This is a genomic window from Pseudarthrobacter sp. NIBRBAC000502771 (assembly GCF_006517215.1).
Taxonomy (GTDB): Bacteria; Actinomycetota; Actinomycetes; order Actinomycetales; family Micrococcaceae; genus Arthrobacter; species Arthrobacter niigatensis.
Genome location: NZ_CP041187.1, coordinates 299,020 through 318,260, shown reverse-complemented (window position 1 = coordinate 318,260; position 19,241 = coordinate 299,020). Strand labels below are relative to the sequence as shown.

General features: G+C 67.2%; 16 protein-coding genes and 1 tRNA gene. 5 read left to right on the top strand and 12 right to left on the bottom strand.

The window, feature by feature from the left end; translation table 11 throughout:
- Positions 1–48 precede the first annotated feature (48 nt).
- A complete protein-coding gene (locus NIBR502771_RS01390) occupies positions 49–1,560 on the bottom strand; it encodes an ATP-binding protein (protein ID WP_370871452.1) in 1,512 nt (503 codons plus the stop codon).
- Entirely contained in the window at positions 1,538–2,278 is a 741-nt protein-coding gene (locus tag NIBR502771_RS01385) for a response regulator transcription factor (protein ID WP_141158133.1), read from the bottom strand. The genes NIBR502771_RS01390 and NIBR502771_RS01385 overlap by 23 nt, the downstream gene beginning before the upstream one ends.
- Before the next feature lie 226 nt (positions 2,279–2,504).
- Here NIBR502771_RS01385 and NIBR502771_RS01380 point away from each other — a divergent pair, with 226 nt between their 5' ends.
- The 3 genes from NIBR502771_RS01380 to NIBR502771_RS01370 all read left to right on the top strand — a co-directional run bounded on the left by NIBR502771_RS01380 (position 2,505) and on the right by NIBR502771_RS01370 (position 5,564).
- Complete coding sequence (locus NIBR502771_RS01380; RefSeq protein WP_246839773.1) at positions 2,505–3,500, top strand: hypothetical protein; 996 nt, start codon at positions 2,505–2,507, stop codon at positions 3,498–3,500.
- A 558-nt stretch (positions 3,501–4,058) separates the two neighbouring features.
- Entirely contained in the window at positions 4,059–4,925 is an 867-nt protein-coding gene (locus NIBR502771_RS01375; protein ID WP_141158132.1) for a winged helix-turn-helix domain-containing protein, read from the top strand.
- Positions 4,926–5,036: 111 nt separating this feature from the next.
- Complete coding sequence (locus NIBR502771_RS01370) at positions 5,037–5,564, top strand: histidine phosphatase family protein (protein ID WP_141158131.1); 528 nt, start codon at positions 5,037–5,039, stop codon at positions 5,562–5,564.
- Here NIBR502771_RS01370 and NIBR502771_RS01365 read toward each other — a convergent pair.
- A complete protein-coding gene (locus tag NIBR502771_RS01365) occupies positions 5,542–6,471 on the bottom strand; it encodes a LysR family transcriptional regulator (RefSeq protein WP_141158130.1) in 930 nt (309 codons plus the stop codon). The genes NIBR502771_RS01370 and NIBR502771_RS01365 overlap by 23 nt on opposite strands.
- Before the next feature lie 72 nt (positions 6,472–6,543).
- Between NIBR502771_RS01365 and NIBR502771_RS01360 the strand changes: the two genes are divergently transcribed.
- Entirely contained in the window at positions 6,544–7,548 is a 1,005-nt protein-coding gene (locus NIBR502771_RS01360; protein ID WP_141158129.1) for an EamA family transporter, read from the top strand.
- Positions 7,549–8,116: 568 nt separating this feature from the next.
- Here NIBR502771_RS01360 and NIBR502771_RS01355 read toward each other — a convergent pair.
- The 5 genes from NIBR502771_RS01355 to NIBR502771_RS01335 all read right to left on the bottom strand — a co-directional run bounded on the left by NIBR502771_RS01355 (position 8,117) and on the right by NIBR502771_RS01335 (position 13,191).
- Positions 8,117–8,764 (bottom strand): TetR/AcrR family transcriptional regulator, encoded by a 648-nt coding sequence (locus NIBR502771_RS01355; protein WP_141158128.1) that lies wholly within the window; start codon positions 8,762–8,764, stop codon positions 8,117–8,119.
- On the bottom strand, positions 8,761–10,797 hold the full coding sequence (locus NIBR502771_RS01350) for a YhgE/Pip domain-containing protein (RefSeq protein ID WP_141158127.1): 2,037 nt from the start codon (positions 10,795–10,797) through the stop codon (positions 8,761–8,763). Before NIBR502771_RS01350 ends, NIBR502771_RS01355 begins: the two co-directional genes overlap by 4 nt.
- Positions 10,794–11,516 (bottom strand): ABC transporter ATP-binding protein, encoded by a 723-nt coding sequence (locus tag NIBR502771_RS01345; protein WP_141158126.1) that lies wholly within the window; start codon positions 11,514–11,516, stop codon positions 10,794–10,796. Before NIBR502771_RS01345 ends, NIBR502771_RS01350 begins: the two co-directional genes overlap by 4 nt.
- Before the next feature lie 67 nt (positions 11,517–11,583).
- A complete protein-coding gene (locus NIBR502771_RS01340; RefSeq protein WP_141158125.1) occupies positions 11,584–13,038 on the bottom strand; it encodes an NAD(P)/FAD-dependent oxidoreductase in 1,455 nt (484 codons plus the stop codon).
- Positions 13,039–13,114: 76 nt separating this feature from the next.
- Positions 13,115–13,191, bottom strand: a tRNA-Arg gene (locus NIBR502771_RS01335).
- Between the two features lie 276 nt (positions 13,192–13,467).
- Between NIBR502771_RS01335 and NIBR502771_RS01330 the strand changes: the two genes are divergently transcribed.
- Positions 13,468–15,300 carry a phosphoenolpyruvate carboxykinase (GTP) gene (locus NIBR502771_RS01330; protein ID WP_141158124.1) on the top strand — a complete coding sequence of 611 codons (1,833 nt, stop codon included), beginning with the start codon at positions 13,468–13,470 and terminating at the stop codon, positions 15,298–15,300.
- 139 nt (positions 15,301–15,439) lie between these two features.
- Here the strand turns inward: NIBR502771_RS01330 and NIBR502771_RS01325 are convergent, their stop codons facing one another.
- From NIBR502771_RS01325 to NIBR502771_RS01310, 4 genes are all read right to left on the bottom strand, one after another.
- A complete protein-coding gene (locus tag NIBR502771_RS01325) occupies positions 15,440–16,600 on the bottom strand; it encodes a globin domain-containing protein (protein ID WP_141158123.1) in 1,161 nt (386 codons plus the stop codon).
- 139 nt (positions 16,601–16,739) lie between these two features.
- Positions 16,740–17,189, bottom strand: a complete 450-nt coding sequence (locus NIBR502771_RS01320; RefSeq protein WP_141158122.1) for an Rrf2 family transcriptional regulator — start codon at positions 17,187–17,189, stop codon at positions 16,740–16,742.
- 15 nt (positions 17,190–17,204) lie between these two features.
- Complete coding sequence (locus NIBR502771_RS01315; RefSeq protein ID WP_141158121.1) at positions 17,205–17,702, bottom strand: hypothetical protein; 498 nt, start codon at positions 17,700–17,702, stop codon at positions 17,205–17,207.
- A 6-nt stretch (positions 17,703–17,708) separates the two neighbouring features.
- Positions 17,709–19,127, bottom strand: a complete 1,419-nt coding sequence (locus NIBR502771_RS01310) for a phosphomannomutase/phosphoglucomutase (protein ID WP_141158120.1) — start codon at positions 19,125–19,127, stop codon at positions 17,709–17,711.
- Between the last annotated feature and the right edge of the window lie 114 nt (positions 19,128–19,241).

The following is a 19,241-nucleotide window of genomic DNA, read 5'->3' as shown; positions in this document are numbered from 1 at the left end:
CGCAACCTGTGACGTGCCTGTGTAAGTCAGCCCGAGGTGGGACGCCGGTCAGGATGCGGCGGAACCGGCGGCCGGAAGACGGACGGCGAACTCGGTCCTACCCGGCCGCGAAACCAGTTCCACGGTGCCGCCGTGGGCCATGACGATGGATTCGACAATGGACAGGCCCAGGCCGGAGGAACCCTCGGAGCCGGAGCGGGCGGCGTCCGCCCGGGTGAAGCGCGAGAAGATGCTGCCCTGGAATTCGGCCGGGATGCCGGGCCCGTCGTCGGTGACGGTGACCACCACACTGCCATCGGCCGAGCGCATCACGCCGGTGGTCACGGTGGTCCCGGCCGGCGTGTGCTTCCGGGCGTTGGAGAGCAAATTCGCCAGCACCTGGTGCAGCTGGGTGGTGTCCCCGCGGACCGTGACCGGCTCGTCCGGCAACGTCAGCTGCCAGGTATGGTCCGGAGCCATGACCTTCTCGTCGCTGACGGTCTCGACCACCAGCTGGGTCAGGTCCACGTCCGTGGTTTCGGTGGCCTTGCCCTCATCCAGCCTGGCCAGCAGCAGCAGGTCCTCCACCAGCGCGGTCATGCGCTCCGACTGGCTCTGCACCCGGCCCAGCGACTTCCGGCCGTCTTCGGTCAGCTGCTCGGTCATGCGCATCAGTTCGGTGTAGCCGCGGATGGCGGTCAGCGGGGTTCGAAGTTCGTGGGAGGCGTCGGCCACAAACTGGCGCACCTTCATCTCGCTGCGCTGCCGGGCTTCCAGCGCGCTGGAGACGTTGTCCAGCATCAGGTTCAGGGCGTGGCCCACGCTGCCCACCTCGGTGGTGGGGTGCGCCGCGGACGCCGGCACGCGAACCGCCAGGGCCACCTCACCGGCGTCGAGCGGCAGCTTGGAGACCTTGGTGGCGACGTCGGAGAGCTGCTCCAGCGGCCGCATGGTCCGGCGGATCAACGCCGTGCCGGCCAGCCCGATGAGGACCAGGCCACCCAGCGAAACCAGCACCATCGTCAGGACCAGTGACGCTTCGGTGCTCTGTTTCGTGGCCAGCGGCAGGCCTGTGATCACCACATCGCCGTAAGGGGTTGCAGTAGCCATGAGGCGGTAGTCGCCATTGGACAGCTCCCGGTTGACCGGGACGCCGTTGTGGGGGAGGGCCTGCAGCGTGGCGACGTCGCGGGAGGTCAGCGCGGTGCGGGTGGCATCCGAGGAGAGGAAGCCCGCTTCCCGGCTGACCTGTCCGTTCACCACCCGGGCGTTGAGCGTGCCTACGCTTTGCCCGCGCGCGTCCAGGGGGTCGGGGCGGCCGGAAGGGTTGCCTTCCGGTGGACGCCCGCGGGAGGCCAGCATCAGCTGCGCATCCAGCTGGTTGGTGAGGACTACGTCCATCGACGCGTAGCTGACCACCCCGATGGCACCGGAGATGGCCACCAGGAGGGCCATGGACAACAGGATCAGCCGGGTACGGAGGTGCCAGGTGGAGGGGTTGAACCAGGACCGGCCGGCGGGCCGGGGGACTCCGGAAAGAGACACGCGTTTCCTTTGGCTAGTCTGCAGGCTTGATGACATAGCCCGCGCCGCGCACGGTGTGGATCATCGGCGGGTGGCTCGCTTCGATCTTCTTGCGCAGGTAGGAGATGTACAGTTCCACGATGTTGGCCTGCCCGCCGAAATCGTAATCCCACACATGGTCCAGGATCTGGGCCTTGCTGACCACGCGCTTCGGGTTTTCCATCAGGTAGCGGAGGAGCTCGAACTGGGTGGCCGTCAACTGGATGTCGTCCCCGGCGCGGGTGACTTCCCGGGTGTCCACGTTGAGGACAAGATCGCCCACCACCAGCTCGGCGGTGTCCATCGCGGCCACCCCGGAACGCTGTACCAGCCGGTGCAGGCGGAGCAGGACCTCCTCCATGCTGAAGGGTTTGGTGACGTAGTCGTCCCCGCCGGCGGCCAGCCCCACGATGCGGTCCTGGACATCATCCTTGGCTGTCAGGAACAGCGCCGGCACCTCCGGCGCGAAGGCGCGGATCCTGCCCAGCAGCTCCACGCCGTCGAACCCCGGCAGCATCACATCGAGCACAAGCACGTCCGGGTGGAAGTCCTTGGCGAGCTTGACGGCCGTGGGTCCGTCAGCGGCGACGGCCACCGACCAGCCGGCCATTCGCAGGCCCATGCTCATCAGTTCGGACAGGCTGGGCTCGTCATCGACCACCAGGGCGCGGATGGGGGAACCATCCGGATGGGTGAGCTGGGGAAGGTTGTTGGTCATGGGGTGCGGGGATGCCATGGGACAACTCTCCGATCTGTCGGTTTGCCGATGCTTTGCCAATGCTGTGTCTCGGCTGTGAACTCCAGCCTAGCCACCTGTCCCTTGGGTGGGTGGCGCCTTCCCGCGCGGCCCGGCCAGGTCACAGCAAGGCTTGGCTTGCAGCACAGCCCCCGCACAGCTAAGCGGCAGAGCCTGTTGGGACAACAGCATCACGACCAACAGCTACGACCTCCTGGAGGAAGCCATGGATCAGCAAGACAACGCCCACCCGGGGGCAACAGGCCGCAACGGCCAGGGCCGCCCCGCCGATGACGGCCGGGAGCAGGCGGACAAGCCGGCGCCCGTTTGGGAAGGTTCGGCGGATGGCGACGGCCGCGGTGGCGGGGCCCGCGAATGGGAAACCCAGGGACATGCCGCCGCGCAGGAGCCGGCGGGCCGGGACCAGCCACACTGGGACCAGGCCCCGCAGGGGAAGCCCGCCCAGGGTTGGGGTGCCCCCGCTTCCGGTTCGGCTTCCCCGGGGTGGGGTACGACGACGGCAGCGGGCCGGGTGCCCGGCCCCGGCACGGGGTGGGGCGCACCGCAGCAGTACGCACCCGGTACGCCGGCCCGGGCCGCCAAGGGGAACTGGACCGCGAAGAAGGGTGCGCTGGTGGGCGGCATTGCGGTGGTTGTGGCCGCCGCAGCCGGTGCCGGCGCCTATGCTGCCGGGAACGGAACGGCTGCGGCGAACGGCGCCCAGGGAATGGGTGCCGCGGGGCAGTTCGGCCCGGGCAGCCAGGGCGGCATGACAGGTCCGGATGGCCAAAGCGGCGTGGACGGCGGCGGAATGGCCGGCGGCATGGGGATGGACGGTGGGCCCGGCGGGCTGGGCATGGGTGCCGCGGGGCTCAACGCGGCCGTCCATTCTGAATATGTCGTCCTCGAAGGCTCCAGCTACGTCACCATGGCTGGCCAGACCGGCACAGTGACCGGGATTTCGGGAACGTCCCTGACCGTGAAGAGTGAGGACGGGTTTTCCCGTACCTACACCGTGGGCTCCGACGTCCAGGTCACCCAGGGAGTGCGGCAGCGCGGCGGCAATTCCACCGGCAGTACGCTCAGCCTCTCAAATGTGGCCGCAGGGGCCAGGGTGCGCGTCACGGCCCTCAAGGAGTCGGACACGTACACCGCGAAGACCATCCAGCTGGCCACATCCACGACCGCCACGACCCCCAACTCCGGAACCAGCAGCAACTGACGCGGCATTAAACACCGGCGGACCGTCCTGCCTTCGTAGCCGCGCACCCGGTCGCGGGCAAAAAACCGACCGAAGGCGGGGCGCTGGCTGGACACGGCTATGGCGATTCCACGTCAAACGGTTGAATTTCGGACGTATTCGGTAAACCTGACGTTAGTCGAATTTTATTCTGGAAAAGCTGGAAAAGCAGGGCGATGCCGGGATAACCATTCAAATTCTTCCCTGCTTCCGAAATAGTGACATGCAGCACAATTTCGCGTTTTGTCTCACAATGCGGACTATCCGGTCCATTGTTACTTGCAAGTTGGCATTGTTACGCGGCACACTTCCAATGTGAACAAGAACTCAACAGCACCTGCAGCCGCAGAATATTGGCCCAGCACATCCGCTGCTGCCGACATGCGCTGTTGTCGAATGCACGCCTGACCTTCCCACCCACCGAAGTTCTTAGGCATTCGCCCCCAAGCCCAGCGTCGGGCGCCCCTCCCCGGTCCGCGTGACGGGGAAGCCAGCATTCGAGCCGCGGAGACGGCCATTTCACATTGAGGTAAGCATTTCATGTCAGTTGCATCCGGATACGTCCACATCTCTGTCCGTAACGCCGCCAAGGCAGGCCAGCCTTCCGGCCTCCGTCCCGGTTTCGGCCCGCGCCCCTCGCTTGCTCCCTCCACTTCCGGAAGCGGCTTCCCGGCCCAGGGCTTCGCCCCACAGGGATACAACCCGAACTCCTACGGCCAGCTCCGTGCTGTGCACCCCGCCGAGTCCGCTCCCATTACCGCGCCCACTCCTGTGGTGCCCGGCGCTAACCAAGTCCGTCCGGTAGCCAATGACAACGTGGCCCGCGGCTTCGTCCTGTACATGGGCATCGACGAGGAAACCGCGGCAGCAGCCGGCACCTCCATCGCCAAGCTCGCCCAGGAAATCCGCGCCTACGCCCAGTCCCTGGTCTCCGGTGCCGAGAGCTACGCAGCCGTGGCGGTAGCCCCCGCAGGCACCCCCGGTTCCGCGCTCGACGTCGTCCGTTCCACCTTTGGCGACCCGACGGTCAACTCCCGCCAGCGCACCGAAACGCCCCGTCCCGCCCAGGCGCAGGAACCGCGTCCCTCCGGCGTGCTCATCGACCTCGCCCGCCGCGAAGTCCACCTTGACGGCGAATCCCTGAACCTGACGTTCAAGGAGTTTGAGCTGCTCAACTACCTCGTCGAAAACGGCACACGTACCGTGGGCCGCGACGAGCTCCTCGAGGGGCTGTGGCGCAACGCCGAAGAAGTGCCCAACGAGCGCACCATCGACGTCCACATCCGCCGCCTCCGCTCCAAGCTCGGCCGCCTCGCCAACACGGTCCGCACCGTCCGCGGCCAGGGCTACCGGTTCTACGAGCACCCTGAGGTTGTTGTCTGGGCCGCTCCGGAATACTCGATCTAAGTTTCTTTCGCGCGAAGGCGACCTGTCCTGTCGGGCTGGTCGCCTCCGCTTTCGCGAGGCGTCCTTCGGGCGACCGCGCTCGTTCCTCCCCACCGGCGCTAGGCTTGGGCCATGAGTTCGCACCATGTCCGACGCCTTGTGATCATGCGCCATGCCAAGGCGGATTGGCCCGGAGGCGTGGCGGACCACGAGAGGCCCCTTGAGGAACGCGGACACCGCGAAGCCCCGCTGGCCGGGCGCTGGCTGCTCAAGCACAACATCCTGCCGGACTTCATCTTGTGCTCCAGCGCCCTGCGTACCCGGCAAACGTGCACCTGGGTCTGCGCCGAACTCGGCGACAAGGCGCCCACGCCCAAACTCGAAGACGGCCTGTACGCGGCATCGGCCCTGCGGATGCTGGCGGTGGTCAACCACGTGCCGGACACTGTGACCACGCTGATGCTCATCGCGCACCTGCCGGGCGTGCAGGACCTGGCCATGCACCTGGCCTCACGGGATTCGGACCATGATGCCTACATGGACGCCGCCACCCGCTTCCCCACCAATGCGCTCACCGTCCTGGAGACAGAGAAGCCCTGGGCGGAACTGGACGGTCAGGACGCCCGGATTACCAGGTTCAAGGTTCCCCGGGCCCATTAGCGGCAACCCCGCTGCCGGCAATCTCGCGCAGCAGCGCCGCTACGTGCCTGATGCCCGGGCTGGCCGTCATGGTTCTGCGGTGGACAAGCCCCACCTGCCGGGCCTGGACCGGTTTCACTACCTGGACGGCCGCCACGTCCGGAGGCAGCGCCGGCCGGCCAAGGCGGGGTACCAGAGCGACAGCCACTCCCTGCTCCACCAAAGCGATATGCGTGGCGAAATCGGGGTCGTAGATCCTGATGTCCGGGACCCGCCCCAAGTCGGCGAAAATCCGCAGGAGGGCCTCATTGCAGATGGCCCCGTCGGGTGTGCTGATCCAGCGCTCATCCACCAGTTCCGCGGGTTCCACCGAGGATTGTTTCGCGAGCGGGTGGCTGCGGTGCACCAGGACATCCGCCACGTCCTCGCAGAGCCATTCAAGCGCCAGGTGCTCCGGGATCACCAGCGGAACCGAGTTCCAGTTGTGCACCAGGCCCAGGTCGGCTTCGCCGTTGGCAACCCGGGCCACGGCCTCGCGCGGAACCTCCGCCAGGACGGAAACCTCGAGTGGGGCCTCCGACTGCCCAATCCGCGCGAGCATGGGTCCCACCAAACCCCGGCAGGCGGTGGAGAAGGACACGAGGCGGAGGCTGCCGCTGGGCTTGGCCGGATCCGCCAGCAGGGTTGACTCGAGTTCCTCCAGCTCGGCCAGGATGCGCCGGCCATAGGCGGCCAGGGCCAGCCCTCGTTCGGTCAGCAGGACCCCGCGGCCGCGGCGTTCCAGGACCGCGAACCCGCCCTCCTTCTCCAGCTTCTTCACCTGCTGGGATACGGCCGACGGGCTGAACCCCATCGCTTCCGCGGCGGCAATGACTGTACCGTGCTGCTCGATGGCCGCGAGGGCGCGCAGGGACCCGATGTCGATCATGAAGCAAAGGTACATGATTTAGTGTCGAATTAGGCGCTGGTGCTTCATTCGGGGCTCTGCCAGAGTGGGAGGGTGAACCTGCGCGATTCCCTCCTTGCCGTCGTCGTTGCCCTGCTGTGGGGCCTGAACTTCGTGGCCATTGACGTCGGGCTGCACGCGGGCGGCCAGGAGTTCCCGCCGCTGCTGTTCGTGGCCATGCGCTTCGTCCTGGTGGTCTTCCCGTGGATCTTCTTTGTCCGGAAGCCGGAGGTCTCCTGGAAGGCCATTGTCGGGGTCGGGCTCTTTATGAGCGCCGGCCAGTTCGGCCTTCTCTACCTCGCCATGGCGCTGGGCATGCCCGCGGGCCTTGCATCGCTGGTCCTGCAGGCGCAGGTGCTGCTGACCGTCCTGCTCGCTGCGGCCTTCCTGGGCGAGCGGCCCAGCCCGCGCCAGCTGTCGGGGGTGGCGCTCGGCGTCGCCGGGCTCGCCCTCGTGGCCGTGGGACGCAGCGCCGTGGCACCGCTGCTCCCGCTGGTCATTGTCCTGGCCGCTGCGCTCTCCTGGGCGGCCGGAAACGTCATCGCCCGGAAAGCCAAAGCAGCCTCGGGTTTGGGGCTGGTGGTGTGGTCAGGCGCAGTGGTCCCGCTTCCGTTGGCAGCGCTTTCACTGCTGGTGGACGGGCCCGGCACCGTCTGGCAGTCGCTGGCCACCCTTCAGGCACCCACCATGCTCAGCGCCCTGTACACCGCTGTTTTCGCCTCGCTGGTGGGCTACGGAATCTGGAACCGGCTCCTTGCCGGCCACCCGTCGTCGGCCGTTGTTCCGTTTACGTTGCTGGTGCCGGCGGTGGGCATGAGCGCTGCGTGGCTGGTCCTCGCGGAGGTGCCTTCGCCGACGGAGCTGGCAGGCGGCATGCTCCTCCTGGGCGGCGTGGCGACGGCGGTGCTCACCGGTAAAGGCAGGCAGCGTCAGCGGCGGGGGACGGAGCCGCTGCCGGACCTGGGTGCCGGCCTCGGCGCGGGTGGAGCGGACGACGGCGGTCGCTTGGCTGCGGTGGACACCCCGCGGGCGGCGGACCGGGGCGCCGACGTCCGCTGAGCGGCAGATCCCTGTGCGCCGGCTTTTTGACCGCCCGTCCTGGGTGCGGGGGGTGCGGGGGCCCGGGGGCTGCGTGCCGTCATTGCACCGGTCCGTGGTGATGGGCCGCGCTGGGAGGAAGGACGCTGTGCCGCTGGCCGTGCCGCCGGCCTGCGGACAGTTGCCGGACGCCGCCTTCCCGGCAACAGTGCGCCGAGGAAGAGGACTCCGAAGGTGGACACCAGGGCGCAGGCGGCCCCAAAGAAGTAGTTGTCGGGATCATTCGTGGGCAGCGGGGTGCCCAGGAAGGAGGACTGGCCGTCGAATGCCAGCTCCCAGGTGCTGAGGAACGCCAGGGAAAAGCCGAGGGCCAGCGCGGTGCCGGCGCCGGCGGCCAGCAGCGCAGCATGCCGCCGCCGGACCAGGACCTCGGCGACTGCTGCCAGGTACGCCAGCCCCAGGACACCCGCAAACGCAACGAACACCGGCTCGGCCAGGGTCATCGCCGTGAGCACCAGCAGCCCCGCAGCAACGATGCCGCAGATCACCGCGAACTTTCCGCTCTTCCCCGTATGGCGCATGTGCTCCATCATCCCCGAGGAGCTGGCCCCTTCAGGACGTAGCCGCGCATGATCGCCATGATTGCTGCAACGCTTTGGTCACGGGTGCGCTCGGGGTTGTAGGTCTGCCGGTCAAGGCCCACCACGAAGCATGCGCCAAAGATGGCCGTTTCCAGGCTGCCCCTGGACACCGAATCGTCCACTGGGTACGCCTCGGCCACCTTTTCCACGGCCTGGCCGATGACGTCCAGGAGCTCCCCGCGCAGCACGGAGAACGTGCCCTGCCATTCGCTGGGTATCCGCCAGTTTTCGCTGACCCAGAGGCGCGCGAAGGAGGGGTACTCTGCCATGAAGTCCATGGCCTGGCCGATCATCGCTTCCATGGCGAGCAACGGGTCGCGGCCGGTCGCTCCGGCGTCGGCGGCCTCGAGCAGCCGCGCCTTGAGGATGTCCACGCCGTGCCGCAGGAGCTGTGCGATCAGCTCCGACTTGCTGCCAAAGTTGTAGTAGACGGTGCCCTTGGAGACTCCGGCCGCTGCCGCGATCTCATCCACGGTGACGCTGGCGGCCCCGCGCTCGCCGATCAGTTCCATGGAGGCGTCGAAGAGCTTCTGGCGGGTGGCGTTGGTCCTGGCGGGCCGCAGCCCCTTGCCGGCGGGTGTCAGTTCAGTGGTCATACCGCGATCTCCGGCTTCAGGGTCTTGAGCGTCCAGTACTTGTTCTTCCGCACCGCGAGGGTGGACATGGCCGCGCCCAGCAAAGTGTAGCCCAGCAGTCCCAGGAAGGTAGGGGCAATCATGGACAGGTCCCCGCCGTAGATCAAATGCCGCATTCCGGTCACCACATATCCCATCGGCAGGACCTGGTGCACCACATGCAGTGGCTCCGGCGTGGTCTGCCACGGGAACGTGCCGCCGGATGACACCAGCTGGAGGACCAGGAGGATGAGGACCACCAGCTTGCCGGGGGAGCCCAGCAGCGCCACGATGCCCTGGATGAGCGCGCTGAATGCCATGGCAGCGGCCAGCATCAACAGCCACATCAGGACCGGATGGGAGGGGTTGAGCCCCAGCGCGGCGTCCGCCACCAAGGTCAACAGCGATGCCTGCACCACCGAAACCACGAAGAAGGGCAGCCAGCCGCCCAAGGCGATCTTCCACGACGGCGCATTGGATGCCAGTGCACGCTGCGTTATGGGGCGCATGGCCTGGACCAGCATGAAGATCCCGATCCACATGGCCAGCGTGAGGAAGAACGGCGCCAGCCCGGCACCGTAGGACCCGGCCTTGGCCTGGGAGACGTTGCTGACCGCCACAGGATCTGCCATTACCTGGGACAGGTTGCTCTTCTGTGCGTCGTCAGGGTTGGGGACCTGCCCGGCGCCCTTGCCGATCTCGTCCGACAGGGTACGGGAGCCGGTGGCGGCCTGGCCCGCGCCGTCCGCAAGCTGGGCGGCACCGGCGTCGACCTTCCGTGCGCCGTCGGCAAGGCTGGCGGCTCCGTCGACGGCGGACTGCTCACCGGCTGCCAGCGCCGCGGCACCCGTATGCAGCTGGTCAGCCCCCGCCGAGGCCTGCGAGATGGCGTCCCTGAGTGCCGGCATCCCGGCCGCCAGCCGGGCGGCGCCGACGCTGACCGCTTCGGAGCCGTTGGCCAACTGCTGGACCTGGGCCGCATCCGCCTGGATCTTGCCCTTGGCGGCTGCCACCGGGCTGGACGTGCCGGCGGCATCGAAGTCCGCCAGGACTTTGTCCGCCTGGTCCTGGGTCAGGACGCCGGACGCGACCAGCCTGCTGTTGGATTCGACCACACGGCTGCGCAGGCCCTGGTCCGCCGCCTCCAGTTGGGCTGCCATGTCCTGGACCTTGGCGTTGAGCTGGGCGTTTCCCGCGGCCACCTGGGCGGCGCCGGAAGCCAGGGTCTGGGTATCGGTGGGCAGGGTGGCTGTCTTGTCCTTGAGGACCGCCAGGCCGCTGCTGAGCTGCCCGGCGCCGTCTGTCAGCTGGTTGGCGCCGTCGCGCAGCTTCAGCTGGCCCGCGTACAGCTGGTCCGCGCCGCTGCTCAGGGCTGAGGTCCCCTCGTGGAGGGTGACCGCACCGTCCCTGAGCGTGGCCACGCCGTCGGCCAGCTGGGAGGCGCCGTCCGCCGCCTGGACCATCTTGGAGTGGATGGTGCCAAATCCTGTGAGCAGCTGGTTGGCGGTTTCCTCGCCCACTTCCTTGGCCACCGTGGTGTGCACGGCCGTGGTCAGCTTGTCCACGATGGTGCTCAGGAGGTAGTTGTTCGCATCATTCGTAGTCACGTTCAGCATGGCCTGGCTCGCGGAATCAAAGCTGCCCGGCGAGACCAGGTTGGCGGAGAAATCCTTGGGGATCTTCAGCGCGAACGCGTACTGGCCGCTGCTGACGCCGGCATCCGCTTCCGCCGAGCTTTCCACCGGCACCCAGTGGAACACGTTGCCCTCCACCAGGCTGTCCGCCACCTTTGTCCCGGCCTCGAGGCGCGTGCCGTCGGCATTGGTGGCACCGGAGTCCTCCACCACCAGGGCGGCATCCAGGTTGTTCAGGTGGCCGTAGGGGTCCCAGTTCGCGTACAGGTAGACGGCGCCGTAGAGCAGCGGGACCATGGTCAGCGCCAGGATGGTCAGCTTGGGCAGCAGCCCACCGGTCATGCGCTTGAGTTCGGAGCGGGCCAGCCGCAGGACAGTCACTTGGCAACCTCGGTTTCGAGTTCGGTTTCCTGGTCTTCGGGGGCGGTCTCCGCCCCGGCGGAGTGCTTGCCGGCGGTGGTCCCAGGTTCGGGTTCGGGCGCCGCGTTGCCGATCGCGGCCACCGGTCCGTCCCACGAGGCGGGGACGGCGCTGACCGCCGCTACGACGGCGAGGGGCCGCCCGGCGTCGTACGCCAGCTCCCGGAGGCGTGGCAGCCACGTGAGGTCGTCGGCGCTGTGCCGGTCCGGTGAGTCAACCACCAGCAGGTCCGTGCGGGGATTGGCCAGGGCCAGCGCGGTGAGCAGTTCAAGCCGCCGCTCCGGATCCAGCTGCTCCGTCCACAGGCCGGCGATATCTTCGAAGCGGTTGACCTTCAGCCACGGGCCGCTGAGCAGAGCACCCCGGTACCGGCGGGGCACCAGGGCGAGGTCCTCGGTCACCAGGTCCCGGACGCTGAGGTGTTCCTCGGGTTCGTTGACGCCGGGGGAGTCCACCAGGGCAGCGGACAGGCGCAGCTGCCTGGTCCGGGAACTGCCGTCCCAGCTGAGCTGCCCTTCCGTTGCTTTCATCCGGCCGCTGAGCAGGAGGGACAACGCCGTGCGCTGGTCCTGCCTGTCCCCGGTGACGAGCAGCAGTTCGCCGCGCGCCACCGTCACCGAAGTGGGGGGAAGCAGCGGATCCCGGCGCCCTTTGGCCTGGAGCTGATGTGCAGAGAGCAACGATCACCTTTCGCAGAAGAAGTCTGCATCAAGGCTAACCGAACTGACCGGTCAGTTCAAATAAAGCCTAGAGGCCGTACTTCTCCAGGAGACGGAGCCATACCTCGCTGATGGTGGGGTAGGAAGGGACTGCATGCCAGAGCCGGTCCAGCGGCACCTCGCCCACCACGGCGATCGTTGCCGCGTGCAGCAGCTCGGCTACGTCGGGGCCGGCGAAGGTTGCGCCAAGGAGGACCTTGCGGTCCTCGTCGACCACCAGCTGCGCCCACCCTTCGTAGTTCTCCGAGTGCAGTGAGGAGCCGGCAACCTCGATGGGCAGCTCCACGGACGAGGCGTTGTATCCGTCCTTCCTGGCCGCCTTCAGCGTGCGTCCCACGCTGGCCAGCTCGGGGTCCGTGAAGACGACGCTGGGCACCGCATGCTGGTTGGCCGTCTGGGCGTAGCGGGTCCAGTCGCCGGGTGTTCCGTCCAGCGCGCCTCTTGCCCGCGCGGCGATGGCATCGCCGGTGGCGCGGGCCTCGTACTTGCCCTGGTGGGTGAAGAGGTTCTTGCCGGCGGCGTCGCCCACGGCGTAGAGCCACTGTTCGTCCCCGGGCGTTTCCCGGACCAGGCCCGAGGCGTCGGCGGACAGGGACAGGTGGCCTGATTCATCGGGCTCGAAACCAATGCTTTCCAGGCCCAGGCCCTCCAGTGCCGGGTGGCGGCCGGTGGAGACCAGGACCTTCTCCGAAGTGACAGTGGTTCCGTCCCCAAGGCTTACGGTGAGGGTGCCGTCGTCGTTGGCGCTGATCCGGTCCGTGGCGGTATGCAGCCGGAGTTCGACGCCGTCCGCCCTCAATCCCGCGGCGACCAGCGCCGAGGCTTCTTCCGGAAAGGTGCCGAGCAGTCCGCTGCGTGCCACCAGGGTGACGCTTGAACCAAGGCGGGCGAAGGCCTGGGCCAGTTCGGCGCCGGCCACTCCGCCGCCCAATACCGTCAGCCGCTCCGGGACCTCGCCGGCGGATGTCGCTTCACGCGTTCCCCAGACCTGGACATCCTGCAGCCCTTCGATGGGCGGTGTGTTGGGGGTGGACCCCGTGGCAAGCACCACGGCATGCCGCGCACGCAGCAAGTGCTGCGTGCCGTCCAGGCCGGCCACCTCGACGGCCTTGGGGCCGGTCAGCCAGGCATGGCCACGCACCAGTTCGATGCCGGTGTCCTTGACCCACGAAGCCTGGCTGTCATCCTGCCAGTTGGAGGTGAAGTAGTTGCGCCGCTCCAGGACGGCGGCGGCGTCCAGGGTGCGGGTGACCGCTTCCTTTGCCCCTGGCGTGGTCTGCGCCCCGTGGAGCGCCGTACCAGGGCGAAGGAGTGCCTTCGATGGCATGCACGCCCAGTAAGAGCATTCCCCGCCCACCAGTTCCGCCTCGACGAGCACGGCCGTCAGGCCGCCCTGGACCACGCGGTCGGCCACGTTTTCCCCTACGGCGCCAGCGCCGATAACAACAACATCAAATTCGCGCCCAGCGGCCTCGGGATTCATGAGCAAAGCCTAGCCGGGGGAAGGTGTCCTGGCAGCACAAAAAAGGTCCGCACCGGCGAACCGGTGCGGACCTTGTTGGTGCGCCCAAAGGGATTCGAACCCCTGACCTTCTGTTCCGTAGACAGACGCTCTATCCAGCTGAGCTATGGGCGCATTCCGTGTCCCGGGAGGAGAACCGCTCTCCCCGAACCTCGAATTACTTTACGCGAGGCGCCGCCCGATGCCAAATCGAAGCAGCTGTAATCTAGGCGACTAGACCGGTCTAGGTGACCTTTGTCACTTAATTGGCGTTTTCGCGGCAATAATTCCTTGATTTCCCGCGGAATTCAGTTTCGGTGACTGGAGATGTCAGTCAAGCTCCCAAAAAACTCCACTGGTCCGGACCATAGCATTTAGGACACACCGATGAACCCGAGGAAGGGAACTGCAATGGGCGATCTGGCGCAGAAGCCGCTGCTTGAGAAAGCACCCACCACACATGCCGGCCTGCTGGCGTGGGTCGAAGAGGTTGCTGAGCTTACGCAGCCGGACCGCATCTACTGGGTTGACGGCTCCGAAGAGGAAAACACCCGCCTCACGGACGAACTCGTTGCTGCCGGCACCCTGACCAGGCTCAACCCGGACCTGTTCCCGAATTCCTTCGCCGCGTTCTCCGATCCCGCTGACGTTGCCCGCGTCGAGGAGCAGACGTTCATCTGCTCCGAAAACGAGCGCGACGCCGGCTTCACCAACAACTGGATGGATCCGCGGGAGATGAAGGACAAGCTGCGGGGCCTGTTCGCCGGCTCCATGCGGGGCCGCACCATGTACGTCATCCCGTTCGTCATGGGCCACCTCGACGCCGAGGACCCCAAGTTCGGCGTCGAAATCACCGACAGCGCCTACGTTGTTGCCTCCATGCGCATCATGGCCAATATCGGTACCGCGGTGCTGGACAAGATCACCGAGACCAACGCCTTCTTCGTTCCGGCACTGCACTCCCTGGGCGCACCGCTCGAGAGCGGCCAGGACGATGTCGCGTGGCCCTGCAACCCGGACAAATGGATCGTGCACTTCCCCGAGGAGCGCTCCATCTGGTCCTTCGGCTCCGGCTACGGCGGGAACGCCCTGCTGGGAAAGAAGTGCTACGCCCTGCGTATCGCCTCCGTGATGGCGCGCGACGAGGGCTGGCTGGCCGAGCACATGCTCATCCTCAAGCTGACCTCGCCGGAAAAGAAGAACTACTACGTTTCCGCCGCCTTCCCCTCCGCCTGCGGCAAGACCAACCTCGCACTGCTCGATCCCACCATCGAAGGCTGGGAAGTGGAGACCCTGGGCGATGACATCACCTGGATGCGGATCGGCAAGGAAGGCGAACTCCGCGCCACCAACCCGGAAGCGGGCCTCTTCGGCGTTGCGCCCGGTACCGGCTGGGGCACCAACCCCAACGCCATGCGCGCCATCGCCAAGGGCCACAGCATCTTCACCAACGTCGCCCTGACCGACGACGGCGGTGTGTGGTGGGAAGGGATGACCGACGAGGTTCCGGCCCACCTGACCGACTGGGAGGGCAACTCGTGGACTCCTGATTCGGACAAGCCGGCAGCCCACCCGAACTCCCGCTTCTGCACGCCGATCTCGCAGATCGACATGCTGGCCGAGGAATACTACAGCCCCGATGGCGTTGAACTGTCGGCCATCCTGTTCGGCGGCCGCCGCAAGACGACCGTTCCGCTGGTCACCCAGGCCCGCAGCTGGACCAACGGCATCTTCATGGGCTCGACGCTGTCCTCCGAGACCACTGCCGCGGCCGCCGGCCAGGTAGGCGTGCTCCGCCGCGATCCCATGGCCATGCTGCCGTTCATCGGCTACGACGCAGGCGACTACCTGAAGCACTGGATCAGCGTCTCCGGCAAGGCAAACCCGGAACGCCTGCCCCACATCTTCCTGGTGAACTGGTTCCGCCGCACGGCTGACGGCGGCTTCGCCTGGCCTGGCTTCGGGGACAACGCCCGCGTCCTCAAGTGGGCCATCGAGCGCATCGAGGGCAAGGCCGACGCCGTGGAGACCCCCATCGGATACGTTCCGGCCGGGCACTCGCTGGACCTCACCGGCCTGGACCTGACCCACGCCCACGTGGAGGACGCTGTCCGCGTGGACCGCGAGGAATGGGACGCGGAGCTGGCCTCCATCGAGGAGTGGTACGCCAAGTTCGGGGATTCACTCCCGGATGCCCTGCGTGCCGAGCTCGATTCGCTCAAGGAACGGATGGCCAAGCACTAGCAGCCGCCCCACCCTCCCTCACGACGACGGCCCCGCACCTTTTCGAAAAGGTGCGGGGCCGTCGTCGTCCTCCAACCGGGGCCTCCGCCGCCGAGGGTTCCCTGGCTGAGCGGAGCGAAGTCAGGGAGGCGGTGGGGACTCAGCTGGCGAGCCAGATGTCCGGGCCGAAGACCTCGTAGTGGATCCGGGTGGCGGGGATGCCAGCGTTGATGGCCTCGTTGCGGATGTTCTTCATGAACGGCAGCGGGCCGCAGAGGTACAGCGACGCGTCGGCGGGGAGGTCCACCTCGCGCAGGGACATGAAGCCTTCCCTGGCGCCGCTGACCGGCTTCTCCAGCCAGAGCTGCAGTTCGGCACCGTCCAGGCGTTCGACGTCGTCCGTCATCTGGCTGCGCAGGGCCCAGCTGTCCAGGGTGCTTTCGGCATGCAGCACCAGGACCTGGCGGTCGGAGCCGGACTCGGCGAGGGAACGCAGGATGGAGGCGGTGGGCGTGCAGCCGATGCCTGCGGACGCGAGGACCACGGGGCCGTCGCCCTCCTTGAGGGTGATCTCGCCGTAAGGATTGGAAATTTCGACGACGTCGCCCACCTGCACCGTGTGGTGCAGCACGGGGGAGACCTCGCCGCCGTCGTCCAGCTTGGTGGTAAAGGTACGGCTGGTGCCGGCGTCGCCGGAGAGGGAGTACTGGCGCACCTGGCGCAGGCCGTCCGCAACGGCCACCTTGACGCTGACGTACTGGCCGGGAAGGGCAGGGGTGACGGGCGTGTCATCCGCGGGCTCAAGGGTGAAGGTCATGGACCCGGTTCCCGCCGGCGCCTTGGCCGCAACCCGCCAGGGCGTCCACATTTTGTCGTTGGCCTGCGCGGCGTAGAGGCCCTTTTCGAGCTTGATCAGGGCGTCCGCCATGAGCCAGTACACCTCGGTCCAGGCTTCGGCGATCTCGGGAGTGATCACCTCGGCCAGGTCTTCGGCGATTGCGGCGAACAGGTGCTCGTAGACCACCTGGTACTGCGGTTCGGTGATGCCCAGGGAAGCGTGCCGGTGGGCGATGCGGGAAAGGACCGTTTCCGGCAGCGTGCCGGGGTTTTTCACCAGGTGGGTGGCGAAGGCGGCGATGCTGCCGGCGAGGGCCTGCTGCTGGTTGCCGGAGCGCTGGTTGGAGCGGCTGAACAAGCCATCCATCAGTTCGGGGTGCGCCGCGAAGAGGCGGGCGTAGAAGTTGGGGGTGATGGATCCGATCCGGGAGCCGACCAGCGGCAGGGTGGCCTCAATGACGGGGCGGGACTTGTCCGAGAGCATCTGTACTCCTGAGGTTATGGCCGGGGCCTTCGTCCGGCCGGATGAAAACTCGTATCTGAAATGCGAGTATTTCTGCATCATTTCTACACCTTGTAGAAGTTCGGAATCAAACTGGGAGCGGGCACCCGGTTAGGGGTCCTCAGAGGCCGGGACGGAGGCCAATCATCTGGAAAACCGGAGCCATCTGCCGGGCCTGGGGGAGCTCCCCGATTACCACCGAATCAAGCTCGGCGTAGAAGGCCTCGCGGGCGCGGGCCAGGGCGCCGCGGAGCCTGCATTCATTGATGAGGGGGCAGTTCCCGCCCGGGGACACGCAGTCCGCGGGATCCGTGCGGGTATCAAGCTGCCGCAGGATCTGGCCTACCGTGGCGATGCGTCCCGCATGGCTGAGCCGCGAACCGCCGGACCGGCCGCGCACCACCTCGATCAGGCCCATGGTCCGCAGCCTGGCCATGGCCTTGCTTACGTGGTTGTACGGTGTCCCCACCGAGTCCGCGATGCCCTGGGTGGTGAGCAGCGTGCCGTCCGGAACGGCTGCGAGCACCATGAGTGCCCGCAGGCTCACGTCAGCGAAGGCGTTGATTTTCATGGCGACAACTCTGGTCTAGTCCACCCAGATTACGGGCTCGCTGGCGTCGGCGCCGAGCTCGCCGTATTCCCAGGACTGGGTGGTGGCGTTGGCCGAGTAGGGAAGCACGGCGGCGAAGAGCGAACCATCCTGGTGTTCAGCCGCCACGTGGATGGCATCCGAATCCTCTTCCACCAGCAGGATGTCGCAGACCACTGCGGCGGCGCAGAAGTCGCCGCGGTTCTGGCGGAGGAGGGCCTGCAGATCGTGGATCATGGCGTCGGCGTCAAACTCCCCGTCACTGCCCTCTCCGGCGTCCGCCGGGGAGACGGCAACCAGCCGCACCTCGCCGTCGTTCTGGACGGTCAGGGCGAAGGGCAGGAAACCGCCGGCGCGCTGGAGCTGCTCCTGGGCCGCGCTGACGCCCGTGCCCAGGAGGTTCTCCAGGTCTGTTGCCGTCGCTTCGGGGACGGAATCACGCCAGCTCTCCTGCCCGCTGTGCCCGTCCGCTGCCGGCCCTTTGTGGTGGGTCATCCGGTGCTAGGCCCGCACCAGGGCCAGGACGCGGTCGCGGACGCGTTCCATGGTGGCGCGGTCCGTGGCTTCGGCGTTGAGCCGCAGGAACGGTTCAGTGTTGGACGGGCGAAGGTTGAACCAGTAGCTGCCGTCATTGGCCGTGAACGTGCTGCCGTCCAGGTTGTCGATGGTGAGGTCCTCGTCCGCGAACGCCTGGCGCACGCGCTCCACGGCAGCCGGCTTGTCCTCCACCTCCGAGTTGATTTCGCCGGAGCTGACATAAGGCTCGTATTCGCGGGCAAGGTCGGAGAGCGGGCCGTCCTGTTCACCCAGGGCCGCCAGGACGTGCATGGCAGCCAGCATGCCGGTGTCAGCGTTCCAGAAGTCGCGGAAATAGAAGTGCGCGGAGTGCTCGCCGCCGAATACTGCGCCTTCCGTGGCCATGACTGCCTTGATGAAGGAGTGGCCCACGCGCGTACGGACGGCGCGGCCGCCGTCGTGCTCCACCAGTTCGGCGACGGCGCGGGAGGTCAGGAGGTTGTGGATGATGGCGGGCTTTTCCTCGCCCTGGGCCTTGGCCCGGGCGATCTCGCGGCGCGCCACCATGCCGGTGATGGCTGACGGCGACACGGGCTCGCCCTTTTCGTCAATGACGAAGCACCGGTCGGCATCGCCGTCGAAGGCCAGGCCGATGTCCGCGCCGTGTTCGATCACTGCGGCCTGCAGATCGCGGAGGTTTTCCGGTTCCAGCGGGTTGGCCGGGTGGTTGGGGAAGGAACCGTCCAGTTCGAAGTACAGCGGAACGATGTCGAAGGACAGCTTGGGCAACAGCGCGTCACCCAGGACGGCCGGGGTGGTCAGGCCGGCCATGCCGTTGCCGGCGTCCACCACCACCTTCAGCGGACGGGACGAGGAGAGGTCAACCAGCTTGCGGAGGTACTCGGAGTAGTCCTTTAGCACGTCGCGGACGCTGATCAGGCCGCGGGTGCCGGCCGCGGGAATGGAACCGGAGTTCAGGTACTGCTCCGAGAGGGCCTGGATGTCCTTGAGGCCGGTTTCGGAGGAGATGGGAACGGCGCCTGCCTTGGCCATCTTGATGCCGTTGTATTCGGCGGGGTTGTGGCTGGCGGTGAAGGTGGCTCCGGCGCGGTTGAGGAAGCCGCAGGCGAAGTACAGCTCATCGGTGGAGATCAGGTCCAGGAGTTCCACGTTGGCACCCCGGGTTGCCGCCCCGTTGGCGAAGGCCTTGGTGAACTCGGGGGAGGAAGGGCGCATGTCCCCGCCCACCACGATGGTCTGGCCTTCGAGCTGCAGGACATCCACGAACGCGGCCCCCACGGCTTCGACGATTTCGGCGGTGATCGACTCCCCGACGATCCCACGGACGTCGTAGGCCTTGAAGGATGCCGAGAGATCAAATGTCGTTGTCTGTTCGCTAGTCACGGGCTTTATCTTACGTGTGCGGCGCATGTGGCCAACGGGTTTGGGGAGAACCTGCGTCACAGCAGTGGCTTTGCAGCGCGTACCTGGCAGGTTTCCACATAGCGGCGCCATCGC

What these genes read in the sequence shown, in the direction of transcription:
- NIBR502771_RS01370 (WP_141158131.1), top strand. Translation starts at nt 5,037, where the DNA reads ATGAGTTCGCACCATGTCCGACGCCTTGTGATCATGCGCCATGCCAAG.
- NIBR502771_RS01315 (WP_141158121.1), bottom strand. Translation starts at nt 17,702, where the DNA reads ATGACCCACCACAAAGGGCCGGCAGCGGACGGGCACAGCGGGCAGGAG.
- NIBR502771_RS01375 (WP_141158132.1), top strand. Translation starts at nt 4,059, where the DNA reads ATGTCAGTTGCATCCGGATACGTCCACATCTCTGTCCGTAACGCCGCC.
- NIBR502771_RS01330 (WP_141158124.1), top strand. Translation starts at nt 13,468, where the DNA reads ATGGGCGATCTGGCGCAGAAGCCGCTGCTTGAGAAAGCACCCACCACA.
- NIBR502771_RS01340 (WP_141158125.1), bottom strand. Translation starts at nt 13,038, where the DNA reads ATGAATCCCGAGGCCGCTGGGCGCGAATTTGATGTTGTTGTTATCGGC.
- NIBR502771_RS01325 (WP_141158123.1), bottom strand. Translation starts at nt 16,600, where the DNA reads ATGCTCTCGGACAAGTCCCGCCCCGTCATTGAGGCCACCCTGCCGCTG.
- NIBR502771_RS01365 (WP_141158130.1), bottom strand. Translation starts at nt 6,471, where the DNA reads ATGATCGACATCGGGTCCCTGCGCGCCCTCGCGGCCATCGAGCAGCAC.
- NIBR502771_RS01355 (WP_141158128.1), bottom strand. Translation starts at nt 8,764, where the DNA reads ATGACCACTGAACTGACACCCGCCGGCAAGGGGCTGCGGCCCGCCAGG.
- NIBR502771_RS01320 (WP_141158122.1), bottom strand. Translation starts at nt 17,189, where the DNA reads ATGAAAATCAACGCCTTCGCTGACGTGAGCCTGCGGGCACTCATGGTG.
- NIBR502771_RS01385 (WP_141158133.1), bottom strand. Translation starts at nt 2,278, where the DNA reads ATGGCATCCCCGCACCCCATGACCAACAACCTTCCCCAGCTCACCCAT.
- NIBR502771_RS01380 (WP_246839773.1), top strand. Translation starts at nt 2,505, where the DNA reads ATGGATCAGCAAGACAACGCCCACCCGGGGGCAACAGGCCGCAACGGC.
- NIBR502771_RS01390 (WP_370871452.1), bottom strand. Translation starts at nt 1,560, where the DNA reads ATGTCATCAAGCCTGCAGACTAGCCAAAGGAAACGCGTGTCTCTTTCC.